The 12,671-nt window shown below is 36.7% G+C and carries 13 protein-coding genes; 9 read left to right on the forward strand and 4 right to left on the reverse strand.

Annotated elements, in window-relative coordinates:
• The first annotated feature begins 22 nt into the window (after positions 1–22).
• The gene (locus tag HF876_RS12595; RefSeq protein ID WP_169360410.1) at positions 23–490 is read left to right on the forward strand and encodes a hypothetical protein; all 468 of its coding nucleotides are present in this window, start codon (positions 23–25) and stop codon (positions 488–490) included.
• 86 nt (positions 491–576) lie between these two features.
• Here HF876_RS12595 and HF876_RS12600 read toward each other — a convergent pair whose 3' ends face one another.
• Entirely contained in the window at positions 577–1,539 is a 963-nt protein-coding gene (locus tag HF876_RS12600) for an alpha/beta fold hydrolase (RefSeq protein ID WP_240949756.1), read from the reverse strand.
• A gap of 206 nt (positions 1,540–1,745) precedes the next feature.
• Here HF876_RS12600 and HF876_RS12605 point away from each other — a divergent pair, with 206 nt between their 5' ends.
• The 6 genes from HF876_RS12605 to rbsB are packed head-to-tail and all read left to right on the forward strand — an operon-like array spanning position 1,746 to position 7,377.
• The gene (locus HF876_RS12605; protein WP_169360412.1) at positions 1,746–2,729 is read left to right on the forward strand and encodes a LacI family DNA-binding transcriptional regulator; all 984 of its coding nucleotides are present in this window, start codon (positions 1,746–1,748) and stop codon (positions 2,727–2,729) included.
• Positions 2,726–3,610, forward strand: coding sequence for a ribokinase (gene rbsK, locus HF876_RS12610; RefSeq protein ID WP_169360413.1), 885 nt, complete (start codon positions 2,726–2,728; stop codon positions 3,608–3,610). Before HF876_RS12605 ends, rbsK begins: the two co-directional genes overlap by 4 nt.
• Positions 3,607–3,996, forward strand: a complete 390-nt coding sequence (rbsD, locus tag HF876_RS12615; RefSeq protein ID WP_169360414.1) for a D-ribose pyranase — start codon at positions 3,607–3,609, stop codon at positions 3,994–3,996. Before rbsK ends, rbsD begins: the two co-directional genes overlap by 4 nt.
• A 14-nt stretch (positions 3,997–4,010) precedes the next feature.
• Positions 4,011–5,507 (forward strand): sugar ABC transporter ATP-binding protein, encoded by a 1,497-nt coding sequence (locus HF876_RS12620; protein ID WP_169360415.1) that lies wholly within the window; start codon positions 4,011–4,013, stop codon positions 5,505–5,507.
• On the forward strand, positions 5,494–6,435 hold the full coding sequence (gene rbsC, locus HF876_RS12625; protein ID WP_169360416.1) for a ribose ABC transporter permease: 942 nt from the start codon (positions 5,494–5,496) through the stop codon (positions 6,433–6,435). Before HF876_RS12620 ends, rbsC begins: the two co-directional genes overlap by 14 nt.
• Before the next feature lie 15 nt (positions 6,436–6,450).
• Positions 6,451–7,377: a ribose ABC transporter substrate-binding protein RbsB gene (rbsB, locus tag HF876_RS12630; protein ID WP_169360417.1), complete on the forward strand. Its 927-nt coding sequence runs from the start codon at positions 6,451–6,453 to the stop codon at positions 7,375–7,377.
• A gap of 100 nt (positions 7,378–7,477) precedes the next feature.
• Here the strand turns inward: rbsB and HF876_RS12635 are convergent, their stop codons facing one another.
• The 3 genes from HF876_RS12635 to HF876_RS12645 all read right to left on the reverse strand — a co-directional run bounded on the left by HF876_RS12635 (position 7,478) and on the right by HF876_RS12645 (position 8,604).
• Positions 7,478–7,738 carry a hypothetical protein gene (locus HF876_RS12635; RefSeq protein ID WP_169360418.1) on the reverse strand — a complete coding sequence of 87 codons (261 nt, stop codon included), beginning with the start codon at positions 7,736–7,738 and terminating at the stop codon, positions 7,478–7,480.
• A gap of 142 nt (positions 7,739–7,880) precedes the next feature.
• On the reverse strand, positions 7,881–8,075 hold the full coding sequence (locus HF876_RS12640; protein WP_169360419.1) for a hypothetical protein: 195 nt from the start codon (positions 8,073–8,075) through the stop codon (positions 7,881–7,883).
• An 85-nt stretch (positions 8,076–8,160) separates the two neighbouring features.
• Positions 8,161–8,604, reverse strand: coding sequence for an NUDIX domain-containing protein (locus HF876_RS12645; RefSeq protein WP_169360420.1), 444 nt, complete (start codon positions 8,602–8,604; stop codon positions 8,161–8,163).
• A gap of 326 nt (positions 8,605–8,930) precedes the next feature.
• Here HF876_RS12645 and HF876_RS12650 point away from each other — a divergent pair, with 326 nt between their 5' ends.
• Both HF876_RS12650 and HF876_RS12655 read left to right on the forward strand, forming a co-directional pair.
• Positions 8,931–11,735, forward strand: coding sequence for a CHASE3 domain-containing protein (locus tag HF876_RS12650; protein WP_169360421.1), 2,805 nt, complete (start codon positions 8,931–8,933; stop codon positions 11,733–11,735).
• A gap of 12 nt (positions 11,736–11,747) precedes the next feature.
• A complete protein-coding gene (locus HF876_RS12655) occupies positions 11,748–12,605 on the forward strand; it encodes a CheR family methyltransferase (protein ID WP_169360422.1) in 858 nt (285 codons plus the stop codon).
• Positions 12,606–12,671: the final 66 nt, after the last annotated feature.

The following is a 12,671-nucleotide window of genomic DNA, read 5'->3' on the forward strand; positions in this document are numbered from 1 at the left end:
TACCAGGAAAGGATGATTGTATATGAAACAACTACTATCAAATAAAATGTCTATGCTTCTCCTTACAACTTTAGGAGCACTTTTACTGTTAGGTGCTTGTAGCGACGAGCCGAAGGAAGAAGAGGCAAAGGAAGAGAAAAAAGAAATGCTAGCCTACGTAAGAGACTTCGATCTACCAAATAAAAGTCTAATCATTGATGAAGTAGAGTGGATTGAGGAATCCGATACGGATCGTATCAAGGAACTAGGACTAGATACGGAAAAGGATTTAGCTACAGGATTTATGATTTACGATGAATCACAAAAGGCAGAAAGCTTAAAGCTAGCTGAAGATGCTGAGTTCTATTTGGTTAATCAAGACGATACAGCCAAACCAAAGCAAGTAGAGGAAAAGGAATTCGTTTCTTATTTAGCAGTTGTTAAAGGGCCATATGATATAACCTTAGAAGATGGAGTTGTAGTGAAGGTCTCTGAAAAATATACTCCGTAATAAAGAAAACACTTGGTAGCTTGAAATAGCAACCAAGTGTTTTTTGTTTTGTGGGTAAGGGAAGACGCAAGCCTTTCTTATTAAATCTAATCCATTATCTCTATAAATTCCCTCACCTCATCACTCATGGTTTCCGATTGAGTCCAATGTAAATAATGATGACCCTCTAAAGGGACAAGCTTACTTAACGTGCTATTTTTTAATTGAGTTTCATAAAAAGTAATATTCGATTTACCATCCTCATTTGTCTTTTCGGCGTCACTCGTAAATATCATGACAGGCAAATCTGGAGGAAAGGTAAGTTTCTTGGTTAACTCCATATTTTCTTGGATAAGGTTGGTTTCATTAATGACATTTCGGTTATATCCACTCCAGGATGAAATAAGCTTAGTCATTTTTAAGTTCTCTTTAGAATATGTATTTTCCCCTGCTATAGGTAAAAAACTATCAGGGGTAATGTACATAGCCAATCGCGCCAACCCACTAGGAGCAATAATGCTTAAAGCCTTTGGCATGGAGGGAGCGTCTTCTTCAAAGTACTCAAGAGCCTGGGGCAAGGTTGGATCAATACCGATAATTGCTTTTATCTCTTCAGGGTACTTGTTCGCATAATACATGCTATAAACACCTGAAATAGAATGTGGCATGAGAATATATGGTTCTTGAATATCTAACTGTAATATAGCAGTCCTTATTTCCTCTGTGATGTTTTCCACGCTACGTTTTTTATCAGTTTTCTCACTCCAGCCGTATCCAAATGGCTCTACAACAATAACTCTATTGTCTACTGATAGTTCTTTCACTAGTGGCTCGAAGTCAAGGGCAGGGGCAGCAGTTCCGAGTCCTGTTAATAAAACAATGGTGTTATCTCCTGCTCCTTTTTCATATACATGCATTTCTTTTCCATCTACCTCAACGTGCTGGCCGATTGCCTCATATTTGTTTTTTTCATATAAAGACATTAGCTGATGACCAACAAACCATAGAACAAATAGAGCAACCGCTCCTAAAACAATACGCTTCGTAATCTTCCATATCTTATAAATCATAGGTTTCATCCTTTATTTTTATTTTTATATTCAATGAATATTACGAATAAATGGTCTTTAAGTTCCTTGAAGGCTAGAAAACCCACTGTTATACAACAAAAAGGTGCGGTAGGGAAAGTATAGTACAATTTTTTATTGACAGTTTGAAAACTCCTTGTTATATTGTGTGTAACCGGTTACACATTTAAAAGAGAAGGGGAAAACAGATGGCAAACATTAGAGACGTAGCAAAAGAAGCTGGTGTTTCCGTTGCTTCTGTATCCCGTTATTTAAATAGAAAAGGGTATATCAGTGAAGATACAAAGCTCAAGATTAAAAGAGCAATCGATAAATTAGAATATATACCAAACCAAGTAGCAAGATCTCTAACGACAAAACAAACAAACTTTATAGGGTTAATCGTTCCTGATATTATGAATCCATTCTTTCCAGAGCTTGCTCGAGCAGTGGAGGATATCGCATTATCCTATGGATACACAGTAGTTTTGTGTAATTCAGATGAAAAATCTGAAAAAGAAATACATTATATAGATACTTTAAAGCAAAAATATGTAGCAGGGTTTATCGTAACGACGAACCAGCTACGTGCAAGCCACTATGAAGATTTAAAAGTACCACTTGTGGCGTTAGATCGCATGATACATGAATCTATTCCGACCGTTTCTTCTAATAATATTGACGGAGCGTGTATGGGTACCAACTACTTGTTAGAAAAAGGCTGTCAAAATATCGTATTTATGCGAGGTCCTAAAGGTCTCGGTCCTGCTGATGATCGACTCACTGGATTTCTTAAGGCTGTAGAAGGAAAAAAGGTGCAAACTCATATTATCGAAAGTCCCTTTCACTTTGAAGAATCCGAGAAGATTGCAAGGACATTCTTAACAAATATCAAAGGTGTAGATGGCATATTTGCAAGCACGGATGTTTCTGCTGCCGGTGCTTTGAAGGCTGCACATTCATTAGGCATTAGCGTTCCTGATCAGCTACAAATTATGGGGTTTGATGGAATTTCACTTGGAGGAATGTTGACTCCAGGACTGACAACGGTAGCCCAAGACATTTACAAAATGGGTGCTTTGGCAACCCGTATACTTATTAAAATTATTGAAGAAATTGAAATAGAAGAAAGAGTAATTCAAGTACCTGTAGAGCTAGTGGAACGAGGAACGACAAGGAGTGGACAACGATGATTACAGTTATAGGCAGCATGAATATGGACATTGTAGTACAAACAGACAACTTTCCCGTCCAAGGGGAAACGGTTTTAGGACAACTCTTTACGACTATCCCCGGAGGCAAAGGAGCAAACCAGGCTGTTGCTGCAGCACGCTTAGGAAGCAATGTACATATGCTTGCTAGCGTTGGAACAGATAGCTTTGGAAGAGAATTATTAGAGGACCTGAAAGCAAATGGAGTAAATACCGATTCAGTTATGCAAACAGAGGAGGCTGCAACTGGAATCGCTAATATTTTATTATCCGAAGGCGATAACAGAATTATCGTCGTCCCTGGAGCAAACTATTTGTTAACTGAGGCAAACATCAAAAGGATGAAAGAAACAATTCAGCAAAGCAAGTTTGTGATCATGCAGCTAGAAATTCCAATTCCTGTGGTGAAATACACGCTAGAGCTTTGCCGAGAGTTAAACGTTCCTGTATTGCTTAACCCTGCGCCAGCTAGTGGTTTTCAGCTAGAATTTATGGACTATGTTGCCTATTTAACACCAAATGAAACGGAGTGTGAGCTAATATTTGGTCAAAATATGGAAGCAACTTTAGAGAAATATCCAAACAAGCTAATTGTGACGTTAGGTAGTGAAGGTGCTAGATATTTTGATGGAACGAAACATATACTCGTACCCGGATTTAAAACAACTGCAGTAGATACGACGGGTGCAGGTGATACATTTAACGGAGCACTCGCTCATGCACTTGGACAAAGTTTAAGTTTAGAAGAAGCGGTTCGTTACGCAAATGCATCTGCCTCTTTGTCTGTAGAAAAATTTGGTGCTCAAGGCGGTATGCCAAGCCATACGGAAGTAGTAAAAAGATTAGAGGGTGTTAGCAATTGAAAAAACATGGCATATTAAATCGTGATTTAGCTGGAATTTTTGCAAAGCTAGGACATACCGATCAAATTACAATAAGCGATTGTGGGTTACCAATCCCTGATGGCGTTACGTGCATCGATTTATCTTATATCCTTGGGAAACCATCATTCGATGAAATTTTAGCAGTTGTGTTAGACGATTTAGTAGTGGAAAAGGCGTATGTTGCAGCTGAGATGAAGACCGCTAATGCAAAAATGCACTATGTAGTGAATAAATCCATTGAACAAATTTCTGAAGTCTCACATGAGGAATTTAAAGCAATGACTAGACAATCTAAAGTTATTATAAGGACTGGTGAGGCTAGTCCTTATGCAAATATAATCTTACAAGCTGGTGTCATATTTTAAAGGTGGTGGAAGCAATGATTCAGATGACTGGTATTACAAAGGCCTTTAATGGAAATACGGTGTTAAATAATGTGGAATTCGAAATAGCACCAGGAGAAATTCATGCGCTAATGGGAGAGAACGGTGCAGGTAAGTCTACCTTGATGAAGATTCTTACAGGTATCTATACAAAAGATTCTGGTGAAATCACTATTAAAGGAAAACCTGTTGAATTTAAAAACCCAAAGGAAGCAGAGCAGGCTGGGATAGCTGTAATCCACCAAGAGCTTAATATTCTTCCAGATCTATCAGTGGCTGAAAACTTATTTCTTGGGAACGAAAAAACCCTTGGTAGATCGGGTATTTTAAAAACAAAAGAAATGAACAAGGCTGCTAGAGAGGTGCTACTAAGTCTGGGCTTAGATATAGACGTAAAGACGACTGCAAGAAATCTTTCAGTTGGTAAGCAGCAAATAGTTGAAATTGCAAAGGCCATTTCTTCTAATGCAGAGGTCATCATCATGGACGAGCCGACCGCAGCATTAACCGATAGAGAAATAGAGACACTTTTTGAGACTATTAGAGCATTGCAGGCGAAAGGTGTATCCTTCGTCTATATTTCCCATCGAATGGAAGAAATCTTTGCTATATGTGACCGCATCACTATTCTACGTGACGGAAGCTATGTAGGTGTTAGAAATATAAAAGAAACAAACTTTGATGAAATTGTACAAATGATGGTTGGGAGAGAGCTAGGCGGACGTTTTCCAGATAGAGAATCTAAAATTGGGGATGTAAAGCTAGTAGCAAAAAACTTAACTAGAAAAGGTTACTTCGAGGATATTTCGTTTGAGTTACGAAAAGGAGAAATACTTGGTATCGCTGGCCTAATGGGTGCAGGAAGAACAGAGGTAGTTCAATCCCTATTTGGTTATAAAAAGCTCGATAGTGGAGAGCTAATACTTGATGGTAAACAAGTGAAAATAAATACTCCGCAAGATGCGATAAAGCTCGGTTTCGGCTTCGTAACAGAGGATAGAAAATCTGAAGGATTGATTTTAGATTTCTCCGTAAAAGAAAATTTAGGTATTACAAATTTTAGTAAAATATCTAAAAATGGTGTTGTGAATACGCAAAAAGAAAAAAGCCTCTATGATTCCATGGTAAAAAGACTAGGTGTACGTACTTCTGGTCCAGATCAAACCGTTAAATCATTAAGTGGAGGGAATCAACAGAAGATAGTCATTGCCAAATGGCTAGGTATTGAGCCAGACATCTTAATATTGGATGAACCGACACGCGGTGTAGACGTAGGCGCGAAAAAAGAAATTTACTCCATTGTTAACACACTTGCAGAAAATGGAGTATCTATCATTATGGTATCCTCCGAGCTTCCTGAAATCATTGGAATGGTCGATCGAGTGCTCGTGATGCATGAAGGAAAGTTAACCGGTGAAGTTACCAAAGAAGAAATGACACAAGAAAAAATAATGCATTACGCTACCGGAGGGGACAAAGTTGCTAAAATCTAGTTCACAATCAGTACTACAAAAATTAGGACCGTTGCTAGGACTTATCTTACTAGTGGTCATCATCACTATATTAAGCCCAAATTTTTTAACCGTAAATAACTTAATGAATGTACTTAGACAGGTTTCTATTAATGCGCTTATCGCGTTTGGGATGACCTTCGTTATTTTAACTGGAGGGATTGATCTATCAGTTGGATCAATTTTAGCTCTGACAGGAGCAGTTACAGCAGGATTACTTGCTAGTGGAATGGATCCAATTTTAGCTATGCTAATAGGTCTTATTTTGGGAGCTGTTCTAGGAGCAATTAACGGAATTATTATCTCTAAAGGAAATGTTGCTCCATTTATCGCTACTTTAGCAACAATGACTATATACCGAGGATTGACATTAGTTTACACAGAAGGTAGACCAATATCAGGTTTAGGCGATTCTGTATCTTTTCAAATGATTGGGAAAGGATATTTCTTAGGAATACCTGTACCAGTCGTAACAATGGCTGTTGCATTTGGAGTTCTATACTTTATCTTAAAAAAGACGACATTTGGTCGTCGAGTTTATGCGGTAGGAGGTAACGAGGAGGCTTCTCGTCTTTCTGGTATTAAGGTTGGCCGTATTAAAATATATGTTTACGCATTAACAGGTGCACTAGCAGCACTTGCTTCTCTTATTTTAACGTCTCGTTTGAATTCAGCTCAGCCTACTGCAGGTAACATGTTTGAACTAGATGCCATTGCAGCGGTAGTACTTGGTGGTACAAGCTTAACAGGTGGTCGTGGTTGGATTGTTGGTACTTTAATCGGGGCACTTATAATCGGTGTCTTGAATAATGGTCTAAATTTAATTGGGGTATCCTCCTTCTTCCAGCAAGTGGTGAAGGGTGCAGTTATATTATTAGCAGTATTAATCGATCGTAAAAAAACAGCATAAAGGAGAAATAACTTCATGAAAAAACTTTATTTTGCTTTACTGTTAATCGTATCAATGTTTCTAGCAGCATGTTCATTGGATTCACCTGGCTCTGAGAAATCTGATTCTGAAAAAGGATCCACTGGTTCAGAGGGTGATTACAAAATTGGTTTATCTGTTTCAACTTTAAACAATCCATTTTTCGTAACATTAAGTGATGGAGCAGAAGCGAAGGCTAAGGAATTGGGTGCAGCCGTAACGGTAGTAGATGCACAGGATAATGCTTCTAAACAAGCAAGTGATGTAGAGGATTTAATCCAACAAGGAGTAGACTTGATTATTATTAATCCAGTTGACTCTCAAGCGGTAGTTTCATCTGTGGAATCTGCAAATGCAGCTAATATTCCGGTAGTAACAGTTGACCGTAGCTCAGAGGGTGGAGAAATTGTAGCTCATATCGCATCAGATAACGTTGCAGGTGGAGAGCTTGCAGGTGAATACTTACTTGAATTAGTTGGAGAAGGTTCAGCTGTAGTTGAATTAGAAGGTGTTGCAGGATCTTCTGCTGCTCGTGACCGCGGAGAAGGATTTAACAATGTTGCCGATGGTAAATTAGACGTAGTAGCAAAGCAAACTGCTAACTTTAACCGTGCAGAAGGCTTAACGGTAATGGAAAACATTCTTCAAGCTAATCCAGACATCAAAGGTGTATTTGCTCACAATGATGAAATGGCACTAGGAGCTTTAGAAGCAATCGAATCTGCAGGAAAAGACATTATTGTCATCGGTTTTGATGCTACTGATGATGCTGTAAAATCTGTAGAAAATGGTAAGCTTGCTGGTACAATTGCACAAAAGCCAGAACAAATTGGTGAAAAGGCAATGGAAGCAGCTATCAAAGCATTAAAAGGAGAAGAAGTAGAAGCTTCTATCCCGGTTGATTTAGAGTTAATCAAAAAATAATATGTAAAAGACTGCATACCCACTCAAAGAAACTTGAGGCGTGTATGCAGTTTTTTTATGTATATGATAAAGGGAGATGTTGATTTAAAAGCCTCCCTCATTAGTTAAAAATGAAGATGTAAATTATAATCAGCAAGGAAATCGCTATGAAAGATTTAATCCATAATATTTTTTTACTTATACCAGCTTTCCCTTCAAGATAATTTAAGTAAATCATTGTTAAAGGAAAACCTACCAATGCAAATGAAGCATTCCCACCGACGGTTTCAACATATTTCAATAATCCTACTAAAATAACGAGAAGTCCTAGTGTACCAATAGCCATATTAAAATATAAAGTGCCTCTATCCTTTTCCTCCATTTAATTTCCCCCAGTTTTATATCTCTATTTACTATTCTAACTTTAAAAATTATTCCTTCTCAACTTAATTACAAGTCTAGTTTATTAAAGTCCTTACTCCTAATTGAAGTAAAGATACCCTGTTAGTTGAAAAGGAAATATTTTATATACTTCCCATTACGGAATAAATAAATAATAATGCCAAAGCAGTTCCCATTACATATTTGGAAACCTGTTTAAGTCTATCACTTTCATATGTCTTGGTTAACAAGTAAAAAAATCCGACTACCCAGATACCATCTAAGAAAAATTTAGAAATTATATTTCTAAACATATTAAAATAGAAAAATGCGTCCATTAATATTCCTCCCATACCTAAAATATTTTATTGCATTTAACTGAACTACTTCTTGAAGGAAAGTACCCGGTAGTTTAATAAGGAATCACTCATAAGTCTTTTCTCTTTTGATATGTTTAATAAAATTATCACCTGAAACAATAATATCCAAAATTCCTTCTGGATAGAATGGTCTTTCGCTTAATTGAGAAATTGTACGCCAAACAAGCTTGATTCTTGGAACTTCTTTATGCAAAAGATAATTCATTGTATTATTACTTGAACACCAATGGATTAAGGTGCAATCATGCCTTCTCTTCCCATCATACAGAATAATACTTTCACAAATACAAGCAAGTTGGCCAATGTTCAAAGCTAAATCAAATTCTTCAATTAGCTCCCTTTTTATAGCTTCACCTGCTGTTTCGCCGAATTCTATACTTCCACCTGGAAGACGGTAAAAACTTTCAACAAAATCACATTGCACAAGAATTTCGGTCTTATCTTCATTAACGATAATCCCTTCAGCCCTTAACAAAGGCAGATTCACATAACCAGCTCCTTAATTGTTGTATATTCACCTTCTACCTCTCTATTCAAAAACCCTTCTTCAACTAAATTGCATCTTTAGTTGAAGTGTAACATTTCAAAACAAACAATCTTATGGAAAATAAACTAGCCTTTAACGTATTCTTTTATATATAGTGCGTTGTGCTGAATAAAATTACCTAGTATCCAAGCCTATTTCCATTTCAAATCTCACATACATAAATATAGTTAATTAGTAAATAAATAATAAGGGGAAAAACTGTTATTTTATATCCATTTCATATACTATTAATAGAGTGAAAAACTATAAAAAGGTAGGAATTAAACATGGGGGATAAATTAAAGTTCGGCCTACGTTCTAAAATTACTGTCGGCTACATTATTATTATTGTATGTTTATTTGCTTCCGTTATCATATTAAACAGTCAAATTCGTTCACTCCAACAAGAGAGAAATAATTTAATAAAATATAATACTGAAGTTGAAACATTGACAAATAATGTAGAAAAATATGTTATGGATATGCAAGCTGGTCAGCGAGGCTTCATCATCACAGGTAATGAAAGTTATTTGGAGCCATACTATAAGGCTGAAGAGCAATGGCAGTTAGAGTTTGAACAGCTCTATAACTTATTAAAGGACAAGCCAAATCAGCAAGAAAAGCTAGCAGAGGTTAAAGGGACCATTGAAGTATGGATGGCAGAAGCAGGCGAACGCGCCATCGTATTTAAAAGAAATAACGATGACGAATCAATTCAGCAGTTCTATGCAAATGATCGCGGTAGAGAATATATGCAATCTATTCGAAACCAGTTCAATGAGTTTAGAGAGATTGAAAGAGACTCGGCACAAAATGATGCTCAGAAATTAGATGATCGAAATAATATGCTGACTATAGCGTTATTCGGTATTTTATTATTTGTATCAGCTATTGCGATAACGATGGCTAGTCAGATTTCTAAATCAATCGTCAAAACGGTTAAAGATGTTACGGACACTATTAAAAAGATAGCATCCGAGAACGGAGACCGTAAAGAGAGAATAGTTGTTACTACAAATGACGAGATTAGAGACTTAGCAGATGCAACAAATGAATTATTAGATAATCTAGAAGATAGAGAATGGCTACAAACAAGTCTTGCAGAAACAGTAACGAAATATCAAGGAGTAGGATCCATTGATAAGCTTGCTCGTGTATTTATGTCCGAGATATCTAAACTGACCAATTCTTCTTATGGAGCATTTTACGTGAGAGAGTCTAACGAGCAAGAAACACGTTTTGTGAAGAAAGCTGCTTTTGCTGATTCTAATCCAGAAAAAGAGATTGGAAGAGAAAGCTTCCGTTTAGGACAAGGACTAGTTGGACAATGTGCCCTTGAGAGCAAGGCATTTGTTTTCAATGAAATTCCAAACGATTATCGTTTCATTTCTACTGGACTTGGTGAAGTACCACCAAAAAGTATATTTATAGTTCCAATTTTGTTTGAGCGTGAAGTAATAGCAGTGCTAGAACTAGCCACTATGTCTCAGTATGACAAACTTCAGCAACAGCTAGTAACACAGATAGTCGAAACGTTTGGTTTATCTGTTAACAGTGTAATGGGCCGTATGGAAATTGTACGACTTCTAAACGAATCTAGAGCAATGACAGAAGAATTACAAGCACAATCAGAAGAACTACAAACTCAATCTGAGGAGCTTCAAACACAATCGGAAGAGCTTCAAATGCAAACAGAAGAACTAACTCAAATAAATGAACAGTTAGAAGAACGAACAAAGGATGCAGAGGCTAAAACAGAGGAACTAGAAAAGATTCGTCAAGAATTGGAAGATAAAGCAGAACAGTTAACGCTTCATTCCAATTATAAATCAGAGTTTCTAGCAAATATGTCACATGAATTACGAACACCATTGAACAGTATTTTAATACTGTCAGAAATGCTTTCAGAAAACGGAAAAGAGAACTTAACTGAAGACGAGGTAGAGTTTGCGAGAGTTATTCATTCGTCTGGTGAAGATCTTCTATCCTTGATCAATGATATTTTAGATCTTTCCAAAGTAGAAGCAGGGAAGATTGACGTATTATTTGAGGAAGTTAATTTAAGCGAGCTTCCGACTCAAATGGATCATATATTCTCACCGGTTGCACAAAAGAAAAACCTAGAGTTCCATGTTACGAAGGAACAAGATGTACCGGATATTTTCTTCACAGATGAAAAACGATTCCAACAAATTATTAAAAATTTATTATCAAATGCATTTAAGTTTACTGAAAAAGGGTCCGTAGATTTATCAATCAAGCAATTGGAAGCTAAAAAACAAACTAAACAAATGCAAGAAATCAGTAAAGAATGGATTGAGATTTCCATCACTGATACTGGAATAGGTATTCCTAAAGATAAGCATGACCTAATCTTTGAATCATTCCAGCAAGCTGACGGGGCAACAGTCCGCAAATATGGAGGAACTGGTTTAGGATTATCTATTTGTAGAGAGTTTGCTAATCTCCTTGGAGGTTGGATTACTCTTCAAAGCGAGGAAGGGTTAGGTAGTACCTTTACTCTAGTTGTACCAAGTCTTCCTAATGGTCCTATTATGGAGCAGATACACTTAGGTCTAGAAGAAGTAGCTCTTACAGACCATTCTGTGGAAGAAGTCCAAGAAGTAGTGGAGGAACATCCAACACTGGAAGAGCAAGAACAGAAGATAAAAGCCCAAGAAGAAAAGCTGGAGTCTCTACCTGAGGACGCAAATGTATTCTCAAATAAAAACGTATTAATAGTAGACGATGATTACAGAAACATTTATGCACTGAAAACAGCTTTAGAAAGAAGAGGTATTAATATTCTTGTTGCGAAAGACGGCTTAGAATGCTTAGATATAGTTCAAAGTAACTCAGAAATAGATGTGGTACTCATGGATATCATGATGCCTAATATGGATGGATATGAGACAATGTCTAGAATTAGAAATGAACTATCTCTAACGGAATTACCGATTATCGCATTGACTGCAAAAGCGATGAAAAATGATAGAGATAAATGTCTAGAAGCAGGAGCTTCTGATTACATTAGTAAACCATTAAATCTAGATCAATTATTCTCAGTTCTTCGAGTTTGGTTAGCATCTTAAGGGAGTAATGATATGGACAATTATTATGAAAATGGTGAGCTCGAGGGAGTTAATATTCAGTATGAGGAAATGGAAGTAGATTTCCTTCTAGAAGCTATATATCGGTTATCAGGATTTGATTTTAGACAGTACAATAAATCTTCTATTTCACGTCGAATACACAATCGAATGAAAATAAATGGCATTTCTACAATAACGGGCTTGCTAGAAAAAGTTATCCATGAAGAGGGTTACTTAGATCAGTTGTTGAATGACTTTTCGATTAATGTAACAGAAATGTTCCGTAATCCAAGCTTTTTTAAGGCGTTTAGAGAAGAAGTAGTTCCAATTCTAAGAGAATACCCTGAAATCCGCGTATGGCATGCAGGTTGTGCAACTGGGGAAGAGGTATACTCGATGGCTATCTTATTAGAAGAAGAAGGTCTGAAGGATAAAGCAGTTATTTATGCCACTGATATGAACGAGCAAGTGTTAGAAAAGGCTAGCAAGGGGATTTTCCCAATTCAAAAGATGCAAGCATATACGAAAAACTATATGCTTGCCGGTGGGAGCAAAGCCTTTTCTGAATACTATAAGGCAGACTATCAACATGCTTACTTTCATCCATCACTTTTAGAAAATATTATCTTTGCCCAGCATAATCTAGTAACTGATCAGTCATTCAATGAATTTCATGTAATCATTTGCCGGAATGTACTCATTTACTTTAACTCTGAATTACAGGAGCAAGTGCAGGAATTGTTTTATCAAAGCTTAAGTCCCGCAGGAGTTTTAGGCTTAGGTGATAAAGAAACCTTGAAGTTTTCGCGTGTAATGGAAAACTATCAAGAATTAGTTGGTAGCGAAAGAATCTATCAACGATTTAAATAAAAAGAGGAAAAAGTGAAATCAAGATATTTGATTTCACTTTTTTTGAAGTTAAAAGATCTTATCACA

The sequence above is a fragment of the Psychrobacillus sp. BL-248-WT-3 genome (assembly GCF_012843435.1).
In the GTDB taxonomy this organism is placed as follows: domain Bacteria; phylum Bacillota; class Bacilli; order Bacillales_A; family Planococcaceae; genus Psychrobacillus.